Origin of the sequence: Hydrogenophaga defluvii, from assembly GCF_042665235.1 — a bacterium.
GTDB lineage: Bacteria > Pseudomonadota > Gammaproteobacteria > Burkholderiales > Burkholderiaceae_C > Hydrogenophaga > Hydrogenophaga defluvii_A.
Map to the genome: position 1 here is coordinate 38,928 of NZ_JBHTBZ010000014.1, position 22,534 is coordinate 61,461.

21 protein-coding genes, 1 other RNA gene and 1 riboswitch are annotated in these 22,534 nt (G+C 65.3%); of the genes, 13 read left to right on the plus strand and 9 right to left on the minus strand.

Features of this window, described 5'->3' with window-relative positions:
- Positions 1-9: 9 nt before the first annotated feature.
- Positions 10-1,017 (minus strand): D-2-hydroxyacid dehydrogenase family protein, encoded by a 1,008-nt coding sequence (locus tag ACFQU0_RS06585; RefSeq protein ID WP_382199376.1) that lies wholly within the window; start codon positions 1,015-1,017, stop codon positions 10-12.
- Positions 1,014-1,880 carry an AraC family transcriptional regulator gene (locus ACFQU0_RS06590; RefSeq protein ID WP_382199377.1) on the minus strand — a complete coding sequence of 289 codons (867 nt, stop codon included), beginning with the start codon at positions 1,878-1,880 and terminating at the stop codon, positions 1,014-1,016. The genes ACFQU0_RS06585 and ACFQU0_RS06590 overlap by 4 nt, the downstream gene beginning before the upstream one ends.
- A 102-nt stretch (positions 1,881-1,982) precedes the next feature.
- On the opposite strand from ACFQU0_RS06590, the gene ACFQU0_RS06595 reads away from it, so the two are divergent.
- Both ACFQU0_RS06595 and ACFQU0_RS06600 read left to right on the plus strand, forming a co-directional pair.
- Positions 1,983-3,203: an MFS transporter gene (locus tag ACFQU0_RS06595; RefSeq protein WP_382199378.1), complete on the plus strand. Its 1,221-nt coding sequence runs from the start codon at positions 1,983-1,985 to the stop codon at positions 3,201-3,203.
- A gap of 67 nt (positions 3,204-3,270) precedes the next feature.
- Complete coding sequence (locus ACFQU0_RS06600) at positions 3,271-4,968, plus strand: thiamine pyrophosphate-binding protein (RefSeq protein ID WP_382199379.1); 1,698 nt, start codon at positions 3,271-3,273, stop codon at positions 4,966-4,968.
- 91 nt (positions 4,969-5,059) lie between these two features.
- Here ACFQU0_RS06600 and ACFQU0_RS06605 read toward each other — a convergent pair whose 3' ends face one another.
- Together ACFQU0_RS06605 and aqpZ are read right to left on the minus strand one after the other, a co-directional pair.
- Entirely contained in the window at positions 5,060-5,485 is a 426-nt protein-coding gene (locus ACFQU0_RS06605) for an SWIB/MDM2 domain-containing protein (protein ID WP_382199380.1), read from the minus strand.
- A gap of 216 nt (positions 5,486-5,701) precedes the next feature.
- Entirely contained in the window at positions 5,702-6,397 is a 696-nt protein-coding gene (gene aqpZ / locus ACFQU0_RS06610) for an aquaporin Z (RefSeq protein WP_382199435.1), read from the minus strand.
- A gap of 181 nt (positions 6,398-6,578) precedes the next feature.
- Here aqpZ and msrA point away from each other — a divergent pair, with 181 nt between their 5' ends.
- Together msrA and ACFQU0_RS06620 are read left to right on the plus strand one after the other, a co-directional pair.
- Entirely contained in the window at positions 6,579-7,118 is a 540-nt protein-coding gene (msrA, locus tag ACFQU0_RS06615; RefSeq protein ID WP_382199381.1) for a peptide-methionine (S)-S-oxide reductase MsrA, read from the plus strand.
- 3 nt (positions 7,119-7,121) lie between these two features.
- Complete coding sequence (locus ACFQU0_RS06620) at positions 7,122-7,367, plus strand: hypothetical protein (protein WP_382199382.1); 246 nt, start codon at positions 7,122-7,124, stop codon at positions 7,365-7,367.
- 40 nt (positions 7,368-7,407) lie between these two features.
- On the opposite strand, the gene ACFQU0_RS06625 is transcribed toward ACFQU0_RS06620, so the two are convergent.
- From ACFQU0_RS06625 to ACFQU0_RS06640, 4 genes are all read right to left on the minus strand, one after another.
- A complete protein-coding gene (locus ACFQU0_RS06625; RefSeq protein WP_382199383.1) occupies positions 7,408-8,223 on the minus strand; it encodes a sulfite exporter TauE/SafE family protein in 816 nt (271 codons plus the stop codon).
- A 70-nt stretch (positions 8,224-8,293) separates the two neighbouring features.
- Positions 8,294-8,472, minus strand: a non-coding RNA gene (gene ssrS / locus ACFQU0_RS06630) — 6S RNA.
- Positions 8,473-8,497: 25 nt separating this feature from the next.
- Positions 8,498-8,851 carry a cell division protein ZapA gene (locus ACFQU0_RS06635; protein ID WP_382199436.1) on the minus strand — a complete coding sequence of 118 codons (354 nt, stop codon included), beginning with the start codon at positions 8,849-8,851 and terminating at the stop codon, positions 8,498-8,500.
- An 11-nt stretch (positions 8,852-8,862) separates the two neighbouring features.
- Complete coding sequence (locus ACFQU0_RS06640) at positions 8,863-9,081, minus strand: DUF904 domain-containing protein (RefSeq protein WP_382199384.1); 219 nt, start codon at positions 9,079-9,081, stop codon at positions 8,863-8,865.
- A 37-nt stretch (positions 9,082-9,118) separates the two neighbouring features.
- Positions 9,119-9,371: riboswitch (cobalamin riboswitch) on the plus strand.
- A 78-nt stretch (positions 9,372-9,449) separates the two neighbouring features.
- Here ACFQU0_RS06640 and ACFQU0_RS06645 point away from each other — a divergent pair.
- The 9 genes from ACFQU0_RS06645 to ACFQU0_RS06685 all read left to right on the plus strand — a co-directional run bounded on the left by ACFQU0_RS06645 (position 9,450) and on the right by ACFQU0_RS06685 (position 20,569).
- Positions 9,450-11,294 carry a TonB-dependent receptor domain-containing protein gene (locus tag ACFQU0_RS06645; protein ID WP_382199385.1) on the plus strand — a complete coding sequence of 615 codons (1,845 nt, stop codon included), beginning with the start codon at positions 9,450-9,452 and terminating at the stop codon, positions 11,292-11,294.
- On the plus strand, positions 11,279-12,127 hold the full coding sequence (locus ACFQU0_RS06650; protein WP_382199386.1) for an ABC transporter substrate-binding protein: 849 nt from the start codon (positions 11,279-11,281) through the stop codon (positions 12,125-12,127). The genes ACFQU0_RS06645 and ACFQU0_RS06650 overlap by 16 nt, the downstream gene beginning before the upstream one ends.
- A gap of 194 nt (positions 12,128-12,321) precedes the next feature.
- Positions 12,322-12,582 (plus strand): DUF4212 domain-containing protein, encoded by a 261-nt coding sequence (locus ACFQU0_RS06655; protein ID WP_382199387.1) that lies wholly within the window; start codon positions 12,322-12,324, stop codon positions 12,580-12,582.
- Between the two features lie 3 nt (positions 12,583-12,585).
- Positions 12,586-14,391, plus strand: a complete 1,806-nt coding sequence (locus tag ACFQU0_RS06660) for a sodium:solute symporter family protein (RefSeq protein ID WP_382199388.1) — start codon at positions 12,586-12,588, stop codon at positions 14,389-14,391.
- Positions 14,392-14,503: 112 nt separating this feature from the next.
- Entirely contained in the window at positions 14,504-14,878 is a 375-nt protein-coding gene (locus tag ACFQU0_RS06665) for a hypothetical protein (protein ID WP_382199389.1), read from the plus strand.
- A 119-nt stretch (positions 14,879-14,997) separates the two neighbouring features.
- The gene (locus tag ACFQU0_RS06670; RefSeq protein WP_382199390.1) at positions 14,998-15,282 is read left to right on the plus strand and encodes a hypothetical protein; all 285 of its coding nucleotides are present in this window, start codon (positions 14,998-15,000) and stop codon (positions 15,280-15,282) included.
- 3 nt (positions 15,283-15,285) lie between these two features.
- Complete coding sequence (locus ACFQU0_RS06675; RefSeq protein WP_382199391.1) at positions 15,286-18,030, plus strand: ATP-binding protein; 2,745 nt, start codon at positions 15,286-15,288, stop codon at positions 18,028-18,030.
- On the plus strand, positions 18,027-18,407 hold the full coding sequence (locus ACFQU0_RS06680) for a response regulator transcription factor (protein WP_382199392.1): 381 nt from the start codon (positions 18,027-18,029) through the stop codon (positions 18,405-18,407). Before ACFQU0_RS06675 ends, ACFQU0_RS06680 begins: the two co-directional genes overlap by 4 nt.
- Entirely contained in the window at positions 18,404-20,569 is a 2,166-nt protein-coding gene (locus tag ACFQU0_RS06685) for a 3'-5' exonuclease (protein WP_382199393.1), read from the plus strand. The genes ACFQU0_RS06680 and ACFQU0_RS06685 overlap by 4 nt, the downstream gene beginning before the upstream one ends.
- 10 nt (positions 20,570-20,579) lie before the next feature.
- Here ACFQU0_RS06685 and ACFQU0_RS06690 read toward each other — a convergent pair whose 3' ends face one another.
- The gene (locus ACFQU0_RS06690) at positions 20,580-22,439 is read right to left on the minus strand and encodes a putative nucleotidyltransferase substrate binding domain-containing protein (RefSeq protein WP_382199394.1); all 1,860 of its coding nucleotides are present in this window, start codon (positions 22,437-22,439) and stop codon (positions 20,580-20,582) included.
- Positions 22,440-22,534: the final 95 nt, after the last annotated feature.

The following is a 22,534-nucleotide window of genomic DNA, read 5'->3' on the forward strand; positions in this document are numbered from 1 at the left end:
GCGGCTGGTTCAGCGCCTGACCTGCAACGCGCCCGGGTTGACGATGTTGGTGGGGGTGCCTTTGATGAAGTTCACCACGTTGTCGAAGGCGGCTGAAAAATAGAGTTCATAGCTCTCCTGCTCCACGTAGCCGATGTGTGGGGTGCAGATGCAGTTTTCCAGGCGCAGCAGCGCGTGCCCTTGCAGGATGGGCTCGGACTCGAACACATCCACTGCCGCCATGCCTGGGCGCCCCCGGTTGAGTGCGCCCAGCAAGGCATCGGGTTCGATCAGCTCGGCGCGCGAGGTGTTGACCAGCACGGCAGTGGGCTTCATGCGGGCCAGGTCTTCGAGCGTCACGCAGCCTGTGGTGCTTTCGGCCAGTCGCAGGTGCAGGCTCAGCACGTCGCAGCTTTCGAAAAAGGCCTCTTTGGTGGTGGCCACGTCAAAGCCATCCTGCAGGGCACGTTGCCTGGCCGCTTCGCTGCCCCACACCTGCACCCGCATGCCAAATGCGCGGCCATAGCCTGCGACCAACTGGCCAATGCGCCCATAGCTCCACACGCCCAGCACCTTGCCCTTGAGCACCTGCCCCAGACCAAAGTTCGGTGGCATCGAGGCCGCCTTGAGCCCCGACTGCTGCCAGCCGCCGTGTTTGAGGCTGGAGATGTAGTGGGGCAGGCGGCGCATAGCGGCCATCACCAGGGCCCAGGTCAGCTCGGCCGGCGCCACCGGCGAACCCACGCCTTCGGCCACAGCCACGCCCTTTTCGGTGCAGGCCGCCACGTCGATGTGGGCGCCCACGCGGCCGGTTTGTGCGATCAGTTTGAGCCGAGGCAGTTTTTCAACCAACTGGCGGGAAATGATGGTGCGTTCGCGGTTCAGCACCAGCACGTCGGCGTCGCGCAGGCGTACCGACAACTGGCCCACACCCTTGACCGTGTTGGTGTAGACCTTGGCGGGGTAGGGTTCAAGTTTCTCGGCACAGGCCAGCTTGCGGACGGCGTCTTGGTAGTCGTCCAAAATCACGATGTTCATGCCGCTATTGTGCCTTCCTGGGTTTTGTGGCCGGCCGGCCGGAAGTGCCGTGGCGAGGTGCCCATGCAGGCCTTGAACATGGCGCTGAACGCGCTTTCGCTGGCGTAGCCGCTGTCGGCTGCCACCTGGGCCACCGGCGTGCCTTGGGCCAGCCTTGGCAGCGCCCGCGCCAGCACCGCCTGCTGGCGCCAGTGGTGAAAACTCATGCCCAGTTCGGCCCGAAACAGCCGCGCCATGGTGCGCTCGCTCGCGCCGTGGGCGGCGGCCCACTGGGCCAGGGTGGCAAAGGTGTTCGGTTGCGCCAGCAGTTCGTCGCACAAGGCGCGCAACCGCCGGTCGCCTCGCCCGGCGGGGGGCATGGGCACCCCCACCGGCAGGCAGGTGGCGTGCGTCAGCTCGTGCCGCACCAAGGTGGTCAGCGCTGCTTGTTCATCGGCGTGCTCGCGGTAGCTGGCGTGGTCCTGCGCGTCGATCAGCGCGTGCAGCAGGGGCGTCACCGCGAGCACCCGCACCTGTTCCCAGCCCGCCTGGAACAGGCTGGCGTGCAGGTAGACCGTGCGCGACTGCGCGGCTTCCACCACCATGACGGAGTGCAAGGCGCCAGGCGGAATCCACACCGCACGTTGCGGTGGCACCACCACCGAGATGTCTTGTTCGCTGCCTCCGTGGCCTGCGGCGCGCACCGCGACCTGCAGCAGCCCACTGGCGCAACAGGCCAGTTGGGCCCATTCGTGCCGATGGGGCTCGAAGTGGGTGTCTTGAGGCAGGTCACGCAGACGCGTGCGCAGGGGACGCTGCGGCGTGGGGGCGAAGGGCTCGGTGTCGTCCACCGTGATAGCGATGGGGGTCTTGGTGCGGCGCATGTCGGCAATGGGATGTGGATGGGTGTGCTCTTGACGGTAATTCGCTACAAGTTGACGATTTGTCGGCAGACAGACTCCCGGTGGCAGCCTACCATGCCAGCCATGAACACTGCCACCCTTTCAAGCGCCGACATCGCCCCCGTGCCCCTCAGGCAAGACGCCGCCGTCATGGGGCTGGTTGGGTTGGCGCACGCCTGCTCGCACTTCACCCACCTGCTGTTGCCGCCGCTGTTCCCCATGTTCATGCGCGACTTCGGGCTGAGCTACGCCGATGTGGGTTTTCTCATGACGGTGTTTTTTGTCATCTCCGGCATGGGCCAGGCCTTGTCTGGTTTTGTGGTGGACCGCCTGGGCGCACGCCCGGTGTTGTTTGGCGCCATCGGGCTGTTCCTGTTGGCATCGCTGGTGGCCTCGCAAGCCACCGGGTACGGCGGCTTGTTGCTGGTGGTGGTGCTGGCGGGCATGGGCAATGCACCTTTCCACCCCTGCGACTTCACCATCCTCAACCAGCGTGTGTCCACGCCCCGGCTGGGGCATGCCTTCAGCGTGCACGGCCTCACAGGCAGCCTGGGCTGGGCCTTGGCGCCGGTGTTCCTGGTGGGCATTTCCTCCCTGCACGACCGCGAGACCGCTTACCTTTCGGCCGCTGTGCTCTATGTGGTGGTGCTGAGCGTGTTGTACTGGAAACGCGACCTGCTGCGCACCGAGGTGGTGGTGCGGCATGCCGATGCCCCCAAACACAGCGACCTGGCCTTCATGAAGTTGCCTGTGGTGTGGTGGTGTTTTGCCTTTTTCCTGCTCTCCACCATGACATTGGCCGTGGTGCAGAACTACTCGGCGTCGATTCTCAAGGCGGTTCACGGCATCAGTCTGGAGGCCGCCACGCTCACGGTCACCTCGTACATGTTGTGCAGTGCGCTGGGCATGATGGTGGGTGGTTTTGTGGCCGCCCGGTCCGCGCACAGCGAACGTGTGGTGGCTTGGTCCATGGGCTGCGGCGCGGTCTTGATGTTGGTGTGCGCCACCGCGTGGCTGGGTGGCACCGGCACCATGGTGGTGCTGGCCTTGACCGGCTTTGCCGTCGGCATTGGTGGCCCCAGCCGCGACATGATGATTCGCAAGGCCACGCCCAAGGGGGCCACGGGCCGTGTGTATGGCACCGTCTACTCTGGGCTGGACGTTGGCTTTGCGATTGCGCCGGTGGTGTTTGGTGTGGTGATGGACCGGGGCTGGTACGCTGCCACGCTGGTGGGGGCAGCCATCACCCTGATGCTCTCGGTGGTGGCGGCGGTGGGCGTGGGGCAGCGCACCCGGCAGGCTTGAAAAGGGCTCGCATGAGACGCGGGACAGGGAGAAGTGGGGCAGGGCGCGGTCGGGGCACAATCACGCCATGACCCAAACCCTTGCCGGCCACCTCCTCGTTGAATGCCTTCTTGCCCAGGGCGTCACCCATGCCTTTGGCGTACCAGGCGAAAGCTACCTCGCTGTGCTGGACGGTTTCCACCACCACGCCGACAAGATCCAGTTTGTGATCTGCCGGCAGGAGGGTGGAGCCGCCTTCATGGCCGAGGCCCACGGCAAACTCAGCGGGCGCCCCGGTGTGTGTTTTGTGACGCGGGGTCCGGGTGCCACCAACGCGTCCATCGGCCTGCACACGGCCTTCCAAGACTCCACTCCGATGGTGTTGCTGGTGGGTGATGTGGCCAGCGATTGCAGAGACCGCGAGGCCTTTCAGGAGGTGGACTTCGCCCGCTTCTTTGGGCCCATGGCCAAACGGGTGGAGCGCATTGACGATGCGCGCCGCATCCCCGAGTACATCGCCCGCGCCTTTGCCACTGCCATGAACGGGCGCCCCGGTCCTGTGGTGCTGGTGCTGCCCGAGGACATGTTGACGCAGACCGTCACCGCGCAGGCCCTGCCGCGTGTGGAACCCGTGCAAGCCTGGGCCGATCCGGGGTCGCTGCGCGCCCTCCGCGAAATGCTCATGAAGGCACAACGGCCGTTGGTGATTGCCGGTGGCGGTGGCTGGACGCCCCAATCGGCGCAGGCCCTGCAGCGTTTTGCCGAGGCCTGGCGCTTGCCTGTGGCCAACGCGTTCCGTTTTCAGGACACCTTCGACAACGACCACCCGCTGTATGCCGGCGACATCGGACTGGGCATCAACCCGGCGCTGGCCGCGCGCGTGCGCACCAGCGACCTGTTGCTGGTGTTGGGCCCCCGCCTGGGCGAGGCCACCACCGGCAGCTATACCCTGATCGAGGCGCCGCGCCCGGTGCAAAAGCTGGTGCATGTGCACGCCAGCGCCGAGGAGCTCAACCGCGTCTACCAGGCCGATCTGGCGATTTGCGCCACCATGAACGCGGCCGCACGCGCGCTGGAGGTGCTGGATGCGCCGCCGCAGGTGGCCTGGGAGGCCTGGACCCAGGCCTGCAACCGCGACTACCGCGACAACATCGCCCCAGCCAACGGCGGTGTGGTGCTGCCCGGTGACATCGACATGCCGGCCCTCATGGCGACCTTGTTCGAACACCTGCCGACGGACGCCATCCTCACCAATGGTGCCGGCAACTTTGCCAGCTGGCTGCACCGCTTCTACCGCTACCGTGGGCTGGCCCGGGGCCACAAAACACAACTGGCGCCCACCAACGGGGCCATGGGCTACGGCGTGCCGGCTGGCGTGGGCGCCGCCATTGTCCAGCCCCACCGCACGGTGTTCACCATCGCCGGGGACGGCGACTTTCTCATGAACGGTCAGGAGCTGGCGACGGCCGCCCAGCATGGCGCCAAGACCATCGTGCTGCTGCTCAACAACGGCATGTACGGCACCATTCGCATGCACCAGGAAAAACACTACCCAGCGCGTGTGGCTGGCTCGTCTCTGGCCAACCCCGATTTTTGTGCGCTGGCGCGAGCCTATGGCTATGCGGCAGAACGTGTCACCCACACGGCCGCGTTCAAAGACGCTTTGTTGCGCGCCTTGGCAGCGCCCACAGGCACCGTGATTGAGGTGCCGCTGGACCCAGAGGTCATCACCACCCGTGGCACCCTCACGGCCATCCGCGAGGCGGCACAAAAAGCCGCGCGTTGAGCCGCAGGCCCGCAGCCCATGAAAAAAGCCGGCATCTGCCGGCTTTTGTTTGTCTGCACCAGGGGCTGTTGCACAGCGTCCCGGGCAGGGGTCACTTCAGGTGTTCGTTGATCATCTTGGTCATTTCGAACATGGACGCCTGGGCCTTCTTGAAGATTTCCTTCAGCTTGGCGTCGGCGTTGATCATGCGCTTGTTGACCGCATCTTGCAGTTTGTTCTTCTTGATGTATTCCCACACCTTCTTGGTGACTTCGGTGCGCGGCAGCGGGGTGGCGCCTACGATGGCGGCCAGCGAAGCGCTGGGCGTCATGGCTTTCATGAAGGCGGCGTTGGGGGTGCGCTTCTTGGCAGGTGCAGCGGCCTTTTTGGCCGGAGCCGCCTTTTTAGCGGCGGGTGCTGCAGCTTTTTTGGCCGCAGGTGCAGCCTTTTTCGCCGGAGCGGCTTTTTTGGCCGCAGGCGCAGCGGCCTTCTTCGCTGGAGCCGCCGCTTTGGCGGGCGCTTTTTTTGCAGTTGCCATGGTTGAATGTCCTTCTAGAAGTGGTTCCAAGACCAGCGGAAAACGCGCTTTCTGCGTGGTCGGACCATGCTAATGGAGAAGTGAGGGGTTTTGAAGCGGTGCGCGCCCGATTTGATGCAAATTCTCCCTCTGGGAGCCCGTGTTTTTCGCAGAAAACAACACCCCATGCGGTGCTGTCTGCAAAGGGGTGTGTACGGGCGCCTGGCAGACGCGTCTTCAGCGCTGGCCCACCCAGCGGTAGCTGAGTGCGCCGAGCAGTGCGCCCACCACCGGCGCCACCCAGAACAGCCACAACTGCTGCACGGCCACACCACCCACAAACAGCGCCATGCCCGTGCTGCGCGCCGGGTTGACCGAGGTGTTGGTGACCGGGATGCTGATCAGGTGGATGAGCGTGAGGCACAGACCGATGGCGATAGGGGCCAGTCCGTCGGGAGCGCGGTTGTCGGTGGCACCCAGGATGACGAACAAGAACAACGCGGTGAGCACGACCTCGATCACCAGCGCCGACACCAGGCTGTAGCCGCCGGGGGAGTGTGTGCCAAAACCGTTGGTGGCAAAGGCGCCTGCGGCTGCGGGGTCGATGGCAAAACCAGGTTGACCGCTCGCGACCACAAACAGCACGCCTGCGGCGGCGATGGCGCCCAGCACCTGCGCCATCACGTAGGGCAGCAGGTCGCGCCCTTCAAAACGACCACCGATCCAGAGACCGACCGACACCGCCGGGTTGAGGTGGCAACCCGAGATGTGCCCGATGGCAAACGCCATGGTCAACACCGTCAGGCCGAAGGCGAGCGACACGCCCAGCAAGCCGATGCCCACCTCAGGAAAGGCCGCGGCCAGCACGGCGCTGCCACAACCGCCCAGCACAAGCCAAAAAGTGCCGATGAATTCGGCGACGTAGCGTTGGATGCCCACAATAAATTCCCTGTTGGTTTTTGATGGCGAGACTCTACAACCACGGCCTTGCGATGATCCGCAAAAATAGTCAAATTTGTGGGTGAATCGCTCCACAATGTGCGATTGACCCTTGGCCACGGCCGCCGTTGTGGTGGCGGCTACGATCGGTGTTTATGCATTCTGAAATGAGCACATGACCACACGCACTGAAACCATCACCCTGGGCGGCGGCTGCTTCTGGTGCCTGGAGGCCGTGTTCGACCGGGTAGCGGGCGTGCTCGACGTGGAGTCGGGCTATTGCAATGGGCGGGCCGAGTTGCACCCACCCACTTACGAACAGGTCTGCACCGGGCAGACCGGTTTTGTGGAGGTGGTGAAGCTGGTGTTTGACCCCGCACAGATTGGGTTGCGCGATCTGCTGGTCATCTTTTTTGGCATACACGACCCCACCTCATTGAATCGGCAGGGCAACGACGTGGGCACCCAGTACCGCAGCGGCATCTATTGGCACGACCCGGCCCAGGTGGCGTTGGCCCGCGAAGTGATGGCGGATCTGCCGAACGCCACAGAGGTGGTCACGGAACTGGCGCCTGTGGCCCACTACAGCGCGGCAGAGGCGTACCACCAAGACTATTTTCTTCAGCACCCCAATCAGGGCTATTGCGCCTTTGTGGTGGCCCCCAAACTTGACAAATTTCTGCGCGTGTTTGCCCAGCACGTGCGTCCCGACTGAACCATGAAACCCAGCACTCTCATCGCATGCGCCGCCCTGTTGTTCTTCAGCACGGGCGCGTGGGCCCAGCACAGCAGCAAAGAGGTCCAGGAGGACATCGAGCGCCACAAGCAGATGGCTGCGGCCCACAGCGCGGCGGCACAGTGCCTGCAATCTGGCCGCAACCCCGATGAATGCGCCAAGGCGCTTCAAGTGGCCTGCAAGGGACTGGCGCTGGGCAAGTTCTGCGGCATGCGCCACGCCCACTGAGCACGCCGCCCACTGAGGTGAGACGGCGCCGCTCCCACGCTCACATGCTCAAGCCTTTGTAGAGCATGTAGGCCGCCAGCACATAGAGCACCGCGGCAAACGCGCGCTTGAGCTGTTTGACAGGCAAGGCGTGGGCCGCCTTGGCGCCCAGCGGGGCGGTCAGCACGCTGGCCGTGGCAATGACGGCGAGTGCCGGCAGGAAGATGTAGCCCAGTGACCCGGCGGGCAGCCCCTGAACCGAAGCCCCGGCCACCACATAGCCTGCCACGTTGGCCACGGCAATCGGGAAACCCAGCGCGGCGCTGGTGGCCACCGCGTTGTGGATGGCCACGTTGCACCAAGTCATGAACGGCACGCTGACAAAACCGCCGCCCGCACCCACCAGGCCCGAGAGAAAGCCGATCACGCCACCTGCGCCCACCAGGCCGCCCGTGCCCGGCAGCCCCCGGGTGGGCGCCGGCTTTTTGTCCAGCAGCATCTGGGTGCCGGAAAAGCCGACAAAGGCCGCAAACAGCAGCGCCAGCCAGGCGCCTTTGAGCACCGCGAACACGCCCAGGCTCGCCACCATGGCGCCCAGCACAATGCCCGGTGCCAGGCCCTTGACGATGTCCCAGCGCACGGCTCCGCGTTTGTGGTGGGCGCGCACACTGGAGACCGATGTGAAGATGATGGTGGCCATGGAGGTGGCAATGGCCATCTTGACCGACAACTCGGGCGCCACACCACGCGAACCCATGATGAAGGTGATGAAGGGCACCATGATCATGCCGCCCCCTATGCCCAACAGACCGGCCAGAAAACCGGTGCACAGGCCAAGCACGGCCAATTCGACGATGAGGATGGGGTCCAGGAGCATGGGGTGAAGGGAGGTGATGTTGAGCACACGCACGCTCAACTCACCATGCCGAACGCTCAACCGGAAAAAGAGGGTGTCTGCGGTGCCACCGGACCGGCATCCTGAACCGGGGTTCAGGTGGGCGAGGGCAGCAGGGCTTCGGGTTCGTCTGACGCGAGACGCTCACACCCACCATGCAATGTACCAAGCCCGGGCTCAATGAGCATTGGTTCAAGGAAATATAAAGCCCGGCACGCGCCGCAGACAATTGACATTGTAGGCCAGTCGGGCCGCATCAAAGCAGTTGGCCGTCGTTTTCCAGGGCTTGGTCGAGGCGACGCACCAATTGCATCAGACGCGCTTCCACGGCGGTCGATTCTGTCGCCTGTGCATCCGATTGCGCCGGGTCTTCCGTGTGGCCGAAGGAAGACGCGTTGAACGCCAGCGCCTCTTTCTGCGACAGCTCAAAAGCGATGTTCAGCGACGCCAAGACCGCAATACGGTCACGTGCCTTGACCTTGCCCGCGTCGCGGATGCGGCACATCGCCGCATCGACCTTTTCCACCGCATCGAGCAACGTCGCCTCGCCACCGTCTGGGCAGGCCAGCAAATAGCTGTTGCCCATGATCTGAACCTCGATCTGTTTCAGGCCGGGTTTGCTCATGCTTCGTCTTTCACACCGGGCGTTGGCAGGCGTTGGATCAGCAGATCGATGCGCTGGCGCGCCGCGCCCAGCCGCCCCTTGAGGGCGTCACGTTCCTGGGTCAGCGTACGCACCTGTTCGGCCAGCAAGGCGTTGGTGCGGCGCAGTTCCTCGTGTCGCAGCAGCAAGCGCTCGACGCGCTCGGCAATCTGATCGATGGGGTGGGTGGCAGCCATGTCGCCGCCATTGTAGGCGCCGCGCCCGGACCACGTGACTACAATCGGTAGCGTTGGTGCTCGCGGTGTGGCTCACATGCCGCAGTTCAACGGGAAGCTGGGGGATGGCCACCTGCACAGGTGGTGTCTAACCAGCGCTGCCCCCGCAACGGTAAGCGGACGAGAAAGTGGCTTCGCACAGCGGCCACGCCTCCGTTTCCTTCAACGCCACTGGTGGTCCACACGGCCCCTGGGAAGGCGAGGGGAATCGCTCCGCCAGCCCGGATACCGGCCAACAAGGTGGTGGTGCGCGCCCAGGTGTGCGCCGCCTTGACGTCCAGGCACCGTCGGGGAAGGCGGTGAGGACACCTTGATCGATGGACAACCCCATGCGTTCCCGCACCCCCGGCGCCCCCCTTGCCGCGCTGCCCCTGGCCTTGACCCTGGTTTGGCCCACCAGCTCCGCCCATGCACAGCAACAAATCGCGCAACTGCGCGAAACCGTGGTCACCGCCACGCGCGTGGCCCAACCCCTGATGGATGTGGTGGCCGATGTCACCGTGGTCGATCGCGAAGCCATTGAGCGCAGCGGCGCCGTGGGCCTGGCCGACGTGCTGGCGCGCCTGCCCGGCGTCGAGCTGGCCCGCACCGGCGGCCAGGCATCGGTCACGGGCGTGTTTGTGCGCGGGGCCGACCCGCGTTTCACCGCCGTCTTCATCGACGGCGTGCGGGTGGATTCGCAGTCCACCGGCGGTGTCACCTGGAACGCGGTGCCACTCGCGCAGATCGACCGCATCGAGCTGGTGCGTGGCCCGGCCGCCGCCGTGTACGGCTCCGATGCCGTGGGCGGCGTGTTGCAACTGTTCACCCGCAAGGGCGAGGCCGGTTTTGCACCCACTGCCTCGCTGGGCGTGGGCAGCCACGGTTTGGCCAGCGTCCAGCTGGGCCTCAGCGGCGGCAACGGCACGGTGGACTACGCCTTGTCGCTGGCGGGCGAACGCGCCAGTGGCTTCGATTCCCAACCCGGCGCCAACCCCGACAAGGACGGTCACCGCAACCGCTCGGCATCGGCACGCCTGGGCTGGCAGGTGGACGCGCGCCACCGGCTGGAAGCCACGGCCCTGACCAGCCATGTGAACAGCCAATACGACGGCTACATGCCCGACGTGGACGACCGCAGCGTGCACGACCTCAGCACCCTGGGTTTGAACTGGACGGCGCGTTGGTCCGACAGTTACCAGACGCGCGTGAGCAGCAGCCGCAGCCGCGACCGCTACGACAGCCTGCCCTTCAGCTTCCTCACCGCGACCGACATCACCAGTCACCTGTTCCACAACGAATGGCGCCTGGGCGCACAGGTGTTCACCGCCGCGCTGGAGCGCCGTGAAGACGAGTTGGACAACAGCAGCACCACGCCCACCATTTCAGGCCGCCATCAGGACGCGCTGGCGCTGGGCTATGGCTGGAATGCCGGGGCGCACGCCTTGCAGCTCAACGCCCGCCACGACAAGGACAGCGAGTTTGGCAACAAGACCACGGGCAGTGCCGCCTACGCCTATGGCTTTGCGCCCGGCTGGCGCGCCACGGCCTCGGCGGGCACCTCGTTTCGCGCGCCCACGCTGTTCCAGCGCTTCAGCGTCTATGGCGTGCCCCATCTCAAACCGGAATCCGGGCGCAACCTGGAGGCCGGCCTGCGCTACGCCCACCAGAACACGCGTTATGGCGTGGTGGCCTACCGCAACACGGTGTCTGACTTGATCGACTACGTGTCTGGCCCCGGCCCGTGCGCCAACGGCCTGGGCGACTGGGCCGGCTGCTACGCCAACACCGCGCGTGCACGCTTCAGCGGTGTCACGCTGCAGGCGGCGCGCCGCGTGGGCGATTTCAATCTCAGCGCCTCGCTGGACCTACAGAACCCGCGCAACCTCGACACAGGCAAACGCCTGGTGCGCCGCGCCCAGCGCCACGCCAGCCTGAGTGCCGACACCCGCAGCGGTGCCTGGCAATGGGGTGCGGAGTGGAAGCTGTCGGGCCAGCGCTACAGCGATGTGGCCAACACAGAGCGCCTGGGCGGCTACGGGCTGGTGAATGTGCATGCCAGCCGGCCCTTGGGCCAGGATTGGTCGTTGCTGCTGCGTGTGGACAACGTGGGTGGCAAGGACCACCAGACCATACGCGGGTACGCCACGGCGGGCCGCACGTTCTACGCGGGCCTGAAGTGGGCACCGAAGTGACGCCGCCCTCGGCAAGGAAGCCGTTTGACCCGGCACACCCCGGGCCGCAGCGCATCGTTTGCCTCACCGAAGAAACCACCGAGTGGCTCTACCTGCTGGGGCAGGAGGCCCGCATCGTCGGCATCTCGGGCTACACCGTGCGGCCGCGCCGCGCGCGCGAAGAGAAACCCAAGGTCTCGGCCTTCCTCAGCGCCAAGATCGACAAGATTCTGGCGCTGGAGCCCGACTGCGTGTTGGGCTTCTCCGACCTGCAGGCCGACATTGCGTCGGCCCTGGTCCGGCACGGTGTGCAGGTCACGGTGTTCAACCAGCGCAGCGTGGACGAGATTTTTTCGGTTCTATATCAGGTAGCTGCCATGGTGGGGCAGGCCGAGCAAGGCTTGGCACGGCTGGCTGCCATGCGAGCCCGGCTGGACGCCATTGCCGCCGCCGCAACGGCCTTGCCCAGGCGCCCGCGCATTTATTTCGAGGAATGGGACGAACCCCACATCAGCGCCATCCGCTGGGTGTCCGAGTTGTTGACCCTGGCCGGCGGCGACGACTGTTTTCCTGAACTTGCTGTGCAGCCACTCGGCAAGGATCGGATCATTGCCGACGGCCAGCACATCGTTGACCGCGCGCCCGACATCATCATCGGCTCGTGGTGCGGCAAAAAATTCCGCCCCGAAAAGGTGGTCGCCCGTGCGGGCTGGGCGGGCGTGCCGGCGGTGCGCGATGGCCAACTGTTTGAAATCAAATCCGCCGACATCCTGCAACCAGGGCCGGCGGCACTCACCGACGGGGTGGAGCAACTCCACCAACGCGTGCTCAACTGGGCCCATCGCCACGGCTGATTCCGGGCCGTCCGGATGAGGGTCTCGGTGTTTACCCTGAATTTGTGAATTGATTGTCAAGCTCGTCAGGTTTGATCAGTTAACTGTAAGCAAGCGCCCCGACAGTCCGCTCGACCACGGTGCCGAGACAAGCGGAACCGGGTTTTTGGCGCAGCGGTTCGCCGCTGTATTTCCACCTAAAACGAGGAGACTTCATGAAGGATGACTCAAACAGTCAGGCCTACTGGAAAGCCACGCTGGGCCTCTTGACCAAAATCATGGTCATCTGGTTCTTGGTGTCGTTTGGCGCCGGCATCTTGTTTGCCGATGTGCTCAACAACATCAAGCTCGGCGGCTACCCACTGGGATTCTGGTTTGCCCACCAGGGCTCCATCTACGTCTTCATTGCGCTGATTTTTTATTACGCAAAGAAGATGGGCGACATCGACCGTCAGTTTGACGTGCACGAGGACTGAACCATGGATTTGCAAACCACCATCTACCTCGTTGTGGGCGCCAGTTTTGCGCTCTACATCGGCATCGCGATCTGGGCACGCGCAGGCTCCACCAGCGAGTTCTACGCGGCCGGCGGCCAAGTCGGCCCCAAGATGAACGGCATGGCCACAGCCGCCGACTGGATGTCGGCCGCGTCCTTCATCTCCATGGCTGGCCTGATCGCCAACATGGGTTACGGCGGCGGCCTGTTCCTGATGGGCTGGACCGGCGGCTACGTGCTGCTGGCCATGCTGCTGGCACCCTACCTGCGCAAGTTCGGCAAATTCACCGTGCCCCAGTTCATTGGCGACCGCTTCTATTCGAAGTCCGCCTCGACGCTGGCCGTGATCTGCCTGCTGACCGCTTCGACCACCTACATCATCGGCCAGATGACGGGTGTGGGCGTCGCGTTCTCGCGCTTCCTGAACGTGTCCAGCGACACCGGCATCTACATCGGCCAGGCCATCGTGTTCCTGTACGCGGTGTTTGGTGGCATGAAGGGCATCACCTACACCCAGGTGGCGCAGTACATCGTGCTGATTTTTGCCTACACCATTCCGGCCATCTTCATCTCGCTGCAGCTCACTGGCAACCCCTTGCCACAACTGGGCCTGGGCGGTGACTTCATCGGCTCGGACATGACCCTGCTGGCCAAACTCGACTCGGTCGTGACCGATCTGGGCTTTGGCAAGTACACCACCACCACCGCTGGCAGCACGCTGAACATGTTCATGTACACGCTGTCGCTGATGATCGGTACCGCCGGTCTGCCGCACGTCATCATGCGATTCTTCACCGTGCCCTCGGTGAAGGACGCACGTTCGTCCGCCGGCTGGTCGCTGGTCTTCATCGCCATCCTGTACACCACCGCGCCTGCCGTGGGTGCCATGGCCAAGCTGAATCTGCACGCCACCGTCAACACCGCCGTCAAGCCCGGTACCGATCTGTACGCACCTGAAGCCAGCCTTCAGTACGAGCAGCGTCCGGACTGGATGAAGCGTTGGGAAAAGACCGGCCTGCTGAAGTTCGAAGACAAGAACGCTGATGGCCGTATCCAGTACTACAACGACAAGACCGGCAACGCCGCCGCCAAGGCCAAGATGGATGCTGCCGGCTGGAAGGGCAACGAGCTGACGGTCAACGCCGACATCATCGTGATGGCCAACCCCGAAATCGCGCTGCTGCCCAACTGGGTGATTGCGCTGGTGGCGGCGGGTGGTCTGGCGGCAGCGCTGTCCACTGCGGCGGGTCTGCTGATGGCGATTTCGTCTGCCGTGTCCCACGACCTGGTGAAGGGTGTGTTCAACCCCAACATCAGCGAGAAGAACGAGTTGCTGGCAGGCAAGATCGCCATGGCCGTGGCCATCGTGATCTCGGGCTACCTGGGCTTGAATCCGCCGGGCTTTGCTGCCGGTACGGTGGCGCTGGCCTTTGGTATCGCGGCCTCATCGCTGTTCCCCGCCATCATGATGGGCATCTTCTCCAAGAAGATGAACAAAGAAGGCGCCATGGCCGGCATGCTGGCTGGTTTGCTGGTGACGCTGTTCTACGTGTTTGCGCACAAGGGCATCTTCTTCATCAAAGGCACCGACTTTGTGGGCGCCATTGGTGGCCCGAACAGCTTCTTTGGCATCACGCCGGAAGCGTTTGGTGCCGTGGGCGCTGCTGTGAACTTCTTGGTCGCATTCTTGGTGGACAAGGTCACCAAGGAGCCGCCAGAGCACATCCAGCACATGGTCGAGTCCGTGCGCATTCCGCGCGGCTCCAAGGTGGTGGACGGCGCTCACTGAGTTCCTTCCCGCCCCCTGTGCGCCGTAGCGCGCAGGGGCCACAATGGAGGCCCTGCCGGCCGCGCTGGCAGGGCTTTTTTTTCGCCTCATGCCTTTTGTCTGGAGTGCCCCCATGGTGTTTGATGTCAGTGTCGCCCTGACCTGGATCTTGTTCCTGGCGCTGTTCCCCATGGCCTTTTTCTGGCTGCGTCGAGCGTGGCGCATCCTGGTGCGCCGCGACTTTTCCGAGGTAGGCCTCAAAAACGGTGTGTCGCCGCCCAATGCCACGCAGTTCGCGCCCTACGAGATGGCCATCAACCTGATCGCCGGCACCGTGGCCGCCGTGGTCATCGTCGCCGTGCTGCTGGGCCACCTGGACTACGAAACCTGGACCGCCATCGCCGGCTCCACCATCTGGTGCAAGTTTTTCGCCAGTTTTGGTCTGTCGCGACACGCACACGCCAAGGCCGCGCGCGAGGCCAAAGCCTTGCAAAGCGGCAAAGCTTGACGCCGGTCAAACGCGGCGGCTGACACACTCGCTGCGCGTAAGTGGCGGGTAAGTGCCTGCGGCACAATCGCCTGCAGAGGGTGGTGCCCGCGCACCTGAACCCCCACTAGGAGACTGCCGTGCTGGAGCGACTCGGTACCCAGCGCCTGCTGGCCCTGTTTGCGGCCGGGTGGCTGCTGTTCAACTTCCCTTTGCTGGCGCTGTGGGACCACGACGCCACGCTGTGGGGCCTGCCGCTGTTTCCGGTGGCCCTGTTTGTGTTGTGGGCGGCGCTGATTGTGGTGTTGGCCTGGGCGGTGGAGCAGGGCGCCAACAGCCGATCAACCGCCGAGCCAACCGAAGCCACCACCGGACTCGCGAACGGACCCACCACCGCCCCCATCACCGGCCCAGATAGCGACTGACCCATGTTGTCGCCCAGCCTGGTCATTGCCGCCTCGTTTGCCTACCTGCTGCTGCTGTTTGCGGTGGCCCACCTGGGTGACCGTCGCGCGGCCCAGGGCCGCTCGCTGATCGCCAACCCCTGGACCTATTCGCTCTCCATGGCGGTGTATTGCACCGCCTGGACCTATTTCGGCAGTGTGGGCCGCGCGGCCACGGGTGGCGTGTGGTTTCTGCCCATCTACCTCGGGCCCACCTTGGCCATGGTGCTGGGCTGGCTGGTGTTGCGCAAGATCGTGCGCATCGCCAAAACCTACCGCATCACCTCCATTGCCGATTTCATTGGCAGCCGCTACGGCAAAAGCCACCTGCTGGCCGGCCTGGTCACGCTGATCGCGCTGGTGGGCATCATTCCCTACATCGCGCTGCAGCTCAAAGCCATCTCGGCCGGTTATGCGCTGCTCACCTCGGGCAGCGCCAGCACGGCCGCCCCCCACTGGAGCAGCGACAGCACCTTCTACATCGCACTGGCATTGGCTGGTTTCACCATGGTGTTTGGCGCGCGCCACCTCGACAACACCGAGCGCCACGAGGGTTTGGTGGCGGCCATCGCCTTCGAGTCGCTGGTCAAGCTGGTGGCGTTTCTGGCGGTGGGCCTGTTTGTGGTGTACGGGTTGTTTGACGGCCTGCATGACCTCTTTGCCCGCGCCCGCGCCGTGCCCGATGTGGCCCGCTTGCTGCGGCTGGAGCAGGGCACACCCTTTGCCTGGACCCAGTGGTTTGCGCTCACGCTGCTGTCCATGTTGTCGGTGCTGCTGCTGCCGCGCCAGTTTCAGGTGATGGTGGTGGAGAACGTGCACGAAAACCACCTGCGGCGCGCGGCCTGGGTGTTCCCGCTGTACCTGCTGCTGATCAACCTGTTTGTGTTGCCCATCGCGGTGGGTGGGCTGTTGCACTTTGGCAGTGCCAGCGGGGCCGAGAACTTCGTGATGTCCTTGCCATTGGCCGCCGGGCAATCGGCGCTGGCGCTGTTCGTGTTCATCGGCGGGTTGTCGGCCGCCACCGGCATGGTGATTGTTGAAGCCATTGCCGTGTCCACCATGGTGTGCAACGAACTGGTGTTGCCCTGGCTGCTGCGCAGGCGCCACTTTCGCAACAGCGCCGGTGCCGACCTCACCCGGGTGCTGTTGGGCATACGCCGTGCCGCCATTTTGGGCATCTTGCTGTTGGGCTACGCGTACTTTCACATTGCTGGCGAAGCCTACGCGCTGGTCAGCATCGGCCTCATCAGCTTTGCCGCCGTGGCCCAGTTTGCGCCTGCGGTGCTGGGTGGCCTGTATTGGAAGGGGGGCACCCAGCGCGCCGCCTTGACCGGTCTGCTGGCCGGTTTTCTGATGTGGGGCTACACCTTGATGTTGCCGTCCATTGCCAAGTCGGGCTGGATGGACGACAGCTTCATCCAGCAGGGCGCCTGGGGTTGGGCCCTGTTGCGGCCCGAGCAACTGTTCGGTTTGCAAGGCCTGGACAGCCTGACCCACGCGCTGTTCTGGAGCCTGCTGGTGAACACCGCAGCCTACGTGGGCGTGTCGCTGTGGCGCCCGCCTTCGGGCCAGGAGGCCAGCCAGGCCATGCTGTTTGTGGATGTGTTCCAGCGCACCGCCAGCCGCGACCCGGTGTTCTGGCAGGGCCGCGCCAGCGTGGCCGACTTGAACAAGCTGTGCCAGCGGTTTCTGGGCGCCAGCCACACCACCCTGTTGTGGGCGCGGTACGCGCGCGAGCACGGGCTGCGCGATGCCGGTCAGTTGCAGGCCGACCCTCGGTTTGTGCACTTCGTTGAGACCCAGCTCGCGGGCGCCGTCGGCAGTGCGTCCGCGCGTGTGCTGGTGGCTTCGGTGGCCGAGGAAGAAGCCCTGTCGCCCGACGACGTGTTGCGCATCCTCGATGAAAGCTCGCAACTGCGCGCCTATTCGCGCGAGTTGGAGGACAAGTCGCGCTCGCTGGAGCGCGCCACCGAGGAATTGCGGCGCGCCAACGAGCAGCTCAAGAGCCTGGACCGCCTCAAGGACGACTTCATGTCCTCGGTGACACACGAGCTGCGCACGCCCCTGACATCCATACGCGCGCTGGCCGAACTCATGCGCGACGACGCCGAGATGGACGCCACCCAGCGCCAGCAGTTTGTGGCCATCATCGTGGGCGAGACCGAGCGCCTGTCGCGCCTCGTCAATCAGGTGCTGGACATGGCCAAAATCGAATCGGGCCACGCCGAATGGCACACCGGCTGGGTGGACATGCGTGTGCTGCTGGAGCAGGCCGTGGCCACCACGGCAGAGCTGTTCCGCGAGCGCCAGTGCCGGCTCACGCTGGACATGCCGGCCCAGGTGCCGCCCCTGTTTGCCGACGCCGACCGCCTGACCCAGGTGTTGCTCAACCTGCTCTCCAACGCGGCCAAGTTTGTGCCGGTGCCCGACGGGCAGGTGCACCTGCGCGTGCGCTGCAACGCGGATGACCTGACGGTGGAGGTGCACGACAACGGGCCAGGTGTGCCGGCGGCGCAACAAGCGCTGATCTTCGAAAAATTCCGCCAGGGCGGCGACGCCGCCAACCGCCCGCAAGGCACCGGCCTGGGCCTGCCCATCAGCCGCCAGATCGTTGAACACTTCGGGGGCCGCCTGTGGCTGGCACCCAGCGCGGCGGGGGCCTGTTTCTGCTTCAGCCTGCCCTGGCCACGTCAGCACCAAAAGCTTCCAGCGGAGGGAGGCACACCATGACCACAGCACACAAAATCCTGATCGCCGACGACGAGCCCAACATCGTCATTTCGCTGGAGTACCTGCTCAAACGCGAGGGCTACCAGGTGCTGGTGGCGCGCGACGGGCAGGAGGCGCTGGAGGCCATCGCGCGCGAGCACCCCGACCTGGTGCTGCTCGACGTGATGATGCCGCACAAGACCGGTTTCGAGGTCTGCCAGGCGGTGCGAACCACGCCCGGCATCGAGGCCACCCCCATCCTGATGTTGACCGCGCGTGGCCGCGAAACCGACGTGGCCAAAGGCCTGGCACTGGGTGCCAATGCCTACATGACCAAACCGTTTTCCACGCGCGAACTGGTGGTGAAAGTGGCCGAGATGCTGGGGGCGGCGGGATGAGACGCCAGAAAGGCCTGTGGGGCGCGGTGATGGCGGGCGCCTTGGCACTGGGCGCCTGGCTGGTGCTCACGCTGGGCATGTTGTGGTCCACGCTGGAGCCGCACGAGCAGGCCCAGGTGGCCGAGCTGGTGGCCCCGCGTATCGCTTTGCTGTTCATGGCCTGGGTGTTGGCGGCCATCGCTTGGTGGGCCTTCTGGCAACACGTACACCGCCGCCACATTGGCGCGCCACAACGCCTGGCGGAACAGGTGCGCGGCATGTTGGGGGGAGCGTCCAGCAAACGGCTGGCGGTGCAGGGCGAGGCCGGCATGGCCGCGCTGGCGGCTGCCATCAACGCGCTGGCCGACCAGCGCGAGGCCTTGCGAGGCGACGTGGCGGCGCAGATCGAGCAGGCCAGCCAGGGCGTCCAGCAGGAAAAAAGCCGGCTGGCCGCGCTGATGGCCGAACTCACACAAAGCGTGGTGGTGTGCAACCTGGACGGCCGCATCCTGCTCTACAACAACCGCGCGCGGCTGCAGTTCCGTGCGCTGTCGCAGGCCCCCACGCTGGCCGGTGGCGCCGAGCTGGTGGGCATCGGTCGGTCCATCTACGCGGTGTTCGACCGCGAACTGGTGGCCCACGCGCTGGAACGCATTCAGGAGCGGCGCGCCCGGGGCGCCTCCCACCCCTCGGCCCAGTTCATCACCACCACCCGATCGGGGCAGCTGCTCAAGGTGCAGATGGCGCCGGTGGGGCAGGTGGGCAGCGATGACGCACAAGCGCCGTTGGCCGGGTTTGTGCTCATGCTGGACAACGTCACGCGCCACTTTGAGGACGAGGCCCAACGCGACCAGGCCCTGCAGGCACTCACCGACGGCAGCCGTTCGGCCTTGGCCAACATCCAGGCGGCGGTGGACATGCTGGGCTTTGATGACCTGGAGCCCACGATGCGCGAGCGTTTTCTGGCTGTGGTGCGTGACGAGGTGCGCACCCTGACCACCCGGCTGAACGACAGCACACAGCGCGCGGCCGAGGGCCTGAAAACACGCTGGCCGATGGAGGAAATGCTGGCCGCCGATTTTGTGGTCGCGGCACAGCGGCGCATCGAGGCGCATTGTGGTTTCAAGGTGGTGGTTGACGAGGTGGAAGCGGGCCTCTGGCTGCGGGTGGACAGCTTCATCTTGCTGCAGGCGCTGGCCTATTTGTCGCAGCGACTGCGCGACGAGTTTGCCTTGCCCTTTGTGGCCCTGCGTGTGGCGGCGGCCGGTGGGCGTGCCCAACTCGACCTCATCTGGAACGGTTCGGCCATGAGCACCGAAACCGTGATGAGCTGGGAAATGGACCCGATGCGACTGGGCGCCGAGCACCTGCCCCTGAGCGTGCGCGACGTGCTGGACCGCCACAGCGGCGAAATGTGGTTTGAGCGTGATCGCGCCCGCGCGCAGGCCTTCTTCCGTTTTCTTCTGCCGCAGGCCAGCGCCCAGGACGGCGCGGAGCAGGTGGCGCTGGCCCAGCTGGAAAGCCGGCCCGAGTACTACGATTTCGACCTGTTCAGCGTGCGTGGCATCGCCAGCGATCTGGACGACGTGCCACTGACCGAACTGACCTACACGGTGTTCGACACCGAAACCACGGGCCTGAACCCGTCTGGTGGCGACGAGATCATCCAGATCGGGGCCACCCGCATCGTCAACGGCAAGCTGCTGCGGCAGGAGAGCTTCGAGCAACTGGTCCACCCCGGGCGCGCCATACCTGCGGCGTCCATTCCCATCCACGGCATCACCGACGACATGGTGCGCGACCAGCCGGCCATCACCGCCGTGTTGCCCGCCTTCCACGCCTTTGCGCAAGACACCGTGCTGGTGGCACACAACGCGGCCTTCGACATGAAGTTTCTGCAACTGCTGGAGCGCCGAACCGGCCTGAGTTTCCGCCAGCCCGTGCTGGACACCTTGTTGTTGTCGGCGGTGGCGCAGCCCAGCCAGGACTCGCACCGCCTCGAGGCGATTGCCGAGCGTTTCGACATCACCGTGCTGGGCCGCCACACCGCGCTGGGCGACGCCCTGGTGACCGCCGAGGTGTTGTTGCGCCTGTTGCCATTGCTGCAGCAGCAGGGCATACACACTTTGCGACAGGCACGCGAAGCGGCCGAAAAAACCTACTACGCGCGTTTGAAGTACTGATCCAGAAGCCTCAGAACCGGCCGCCCTGGTAGCGTTGGCCCAGCACGCTCTGCAGCTGTTGCACCACACCAAAAGCCGACTTCAGGTGGGCGCGTTCGACGTTGCTGAGCTCGTCGGGACGCAAAAAATTGTCGGGAGGTTGGCCGCGTTCGATCTGTCGCGCCTGGTGGGCGATGCGGATTTTTCCGAGTGACTCCAGCGCGTCGCGCAGATCGCGCGCGCTGTCCTCGCTCACCTCGCCGGCATGGGCCGCCTGTTCCAGCCGGTCGTGGGTGTTGACCGCGTCCAGCCCGCCGGCCAGCGCGTACACCCGCGCCAGGTCAACAATGGGCACGATGCCCGTGTGTTTGAGGTCGATGGTGCCGCTGTGTTCGCCGCCCCGTGTGGGGGCAATCTGGCCGAACAGGCCCAGGGGCGGGCGGTGCTTCAAGGCATTGCCCACCATGTGGGCCAGAAACAAGGTATTGCCCCGCGTTTCGGCCAGCACCTGCCGGCGCAGGCCGTCGAGCAGGGCGGTGTTGCCATGCACGGCGCGCAGGTCGAAGAACACACAGGTCAGCATCAGCGCCTTGGGGTCGGGCTGCTCCACCCATTGGCGGAAGTAGCGCCGCCAACGCGACAGGGGCTGTCGCCACTGGTCGGTCATGGCCATCATCTCACCGGGGCAGTGCACATAGCCACATGCGTCCAGGCCGTCGCAGACAAACTTGGACAAGGCTCGGAAGTAGTCGCCGTGCTGCGCGTCGTCGTAGCTGTCGTCCAGCACCAGGCAGTTGTCCTGGTCGCTTTTGGCGGTCTGTTCGCTGCGTGCCTGCGAACCCGCCGCCACCCACACGTAGTCCACGGGCGCGGGGCCCAGCTCGGCTTCGGCCAGGTGGATCAGCCGGGTGGTCAGCGCATCGGTGATGGTGGTGACGATGTGGCCCGTGCTGTAGGCGCTGGCGTCTGCGGCGGCCAGGTGGCGCTGCAGGCGTTTGACGCGTGCACTCACCGCTGCCAGGCCGGTGATGGTGGTCTGCTTGTAGATGTCGCTGGCCAGGTAAACGGCCGACGTGCTGTGTTGTTCGGTCAGGTCGGTGGCGGTGACCATGCCCAGGATGCGCTGGCCATCCATCACCGGCAGGTGGTGGATGTTGTGGCGGGCCATCAGCTGCAGCGCCTCAAAGGCGGGGCTGCGGGCTTGTACGGTCAGCGGGGCCAGCGTGGCGATGTCGGCCACCGGGCGCTCGATGTCCAGGCCCTGCGCCACCACACGGTTGCGCAGATCGCGGTCGGTGACGATGCCAAACAGCAGGTCTTGTTCGATGAGCAGCACGGACGAGGCCCGCTGCGTGGCCATGATGGTGGCCACCTCGCGTATGGTGGCGGTGGGGGGGGCCACGATGGGCTCGCGCTTGAGCAGGCTGCGCATGGGCGTGGCCAGCAGGTTCATGGCCGGGTCGTTGTGCACCCGCTCCAGCCCCGGGCCGCCCACAACGTGGGGCAATGTGCCCAGCTGGCTGGCCAGGGCCGGCGCCTGGGCGCTGGCGGCCACCAGGGTCGCCAGTGGCAGGGCCACCAGGGTGGCGTCCTGCAAGGCCACCAATTGGGCTTGTTGTTGCACCGCTGGGCTGCTCACACCGGCGCCCACCCAGTCGCCCGCTTGCAAGTTCACCTGCCAGCCTTGTTCTGTGTCTTCCAGGCGGGCGTGGCCCTGGGCCACCAGCCACAGCTGCTCGGCCAGTTGGCCGGGCGTGGCCACCAAGTCACCGTCGGCAAACGTCGTCCGTGTGGCCTCGCCGGCCAGCGTCTCCAGCGCCGCCGCCGCCAGTTGACCCAGCACCCGGTGCTGTTGCAGGACGGACAGGGGGGAGGGCAGGGTGCTGGTCATGGCTGGCGTCCATTGTGTCAGAGCGTGCGGCGGGTTCATGGCGCCTGGCACAAGGCGTTTGATGTGGGTCAATGCGGACCGATCGAACTGACAAG

Bases quoted from the DNA above. Each gene is read 5' to 3' on its own strand.
- ACFQU0_RS06585 (WP_382199376.1), bottom strand. From the start codon at position 1,017: ATGAACATCGTGATTTTGGACGACTACCAAGACGCCGTCCGCAAGCTG.
- ACFQU0_RS06590 (WP_382199377.1), bottom strand. From the start codon at position 1,880: ATGCGCCGCACCAAGACCCCCATCGCTATCACGGTGGACGACACCGAG.
- ACFQU0_RS06595 (WP_382199378.1), top strand. From the start codon at position 1,983: ATGAACACTGCCACCCTTTCAAGCGCCGACATCGCCCCCGTGCCCCTC.
- ACFQU0_RS06600 (WP_382199379.1), top strand. From the start codon at position 3,271: ATGACCCAAACCCTTGCCGGCCACCTCCTCGTTGAATGCCTTCTTGCC.
- ACFQU0_RS06605 (WP_382199380.1), bottom strand. From the start codon at position 5,485: ATGGCAACTGCAAAAAAAGCGCCCGCCAAAGCGGCGGCTCCAGCGAAG.
- msrA (WP_382199381.1), top strand. From the start codon at position 6,579: ATGACCACACGCACTGAAACCATCACCCTGGGCGGCGGCTGCTTCTGG.
- ACFQU0_RS06620 (WP_382199382.1), top strand. From the start codon at position 7,122: ATGAAACCCAGCACTCTCATCGCATGCGCCGCCCTGTTGTTCTTCAGC.
- ACFQU0_RS06625 (WP_382199383.1), bottom strand. From the start codon at position 8,223: ATGCTCCTGGACCCCATCCTCATCGTCGAATTGGCCGTGCTTGGCCTG.
- ACFQU0_RS06640 (WP_382199384.1), bottom strand. From the start codon at position 9,081: ATGGCTGCCACCCACCCCATCGATCAGATTGCCGAGCGCGTCGAGCGC.
- ACFQU0_RS06645 (WP_382199385.1), top strand. From the start codon at position 9,450: ATGCGTTCCCGCACCCCCGGCGCCCCCCTTGCCGCGCTGCCCCTGGCC.
- ACFQU0_RS06655 (WP_382199387.1), top strand. From the start codon at position 12,322: ATGAAGGATGACTCAAACAGTCAGGCCTACTGGAAAGCCACGCTGGGC.
- ACFQU0_RS06660 (WP_382199388.1), top strand. From the start codon at position 12,586: ATGGATTTGCAAACCACCATCTACCTCGTTGTGGGCGCCAGTTTTGCG.
- ACFQU0_RS06665 (WP_382199389.1), top strand. From the start codon at position 14,504: ATGGTGTTTGATGTCAGTGTCGCCCTGACCTGGATCTTGTTCCTGGCG.
- ACFQU0_RS06675 (WP_382199391.1), top strand. From the start codon at position 15,286: ATGTTGTCGCCCAGCCTGGTCATTGCCGCCTCGTTTGCCTACCTGCTG.
- ACFQU0_RS06680 (WP_382199392.1), top strand. From the start codon at position 18,027: ATGACCACAGCACACAAAATCCTGATCGCCGACGACGAGCCCAACATC.
- ACFQU0_RS06685 (WP_382199393.1), top strand. From the start codon at position 18,404: ATGAGACGCCAGAAAGGCCTGTGGGGCGCGGTGATGGCGGGCGCCTTG.
- ACFQU0_RS06690 (WP_382199394.1), bottom strand. From the start codon at position 22,439: ATGACCAGCACCCTGCCCTCCCCCCTGTCCGTCCTGCAACAGCACCGG.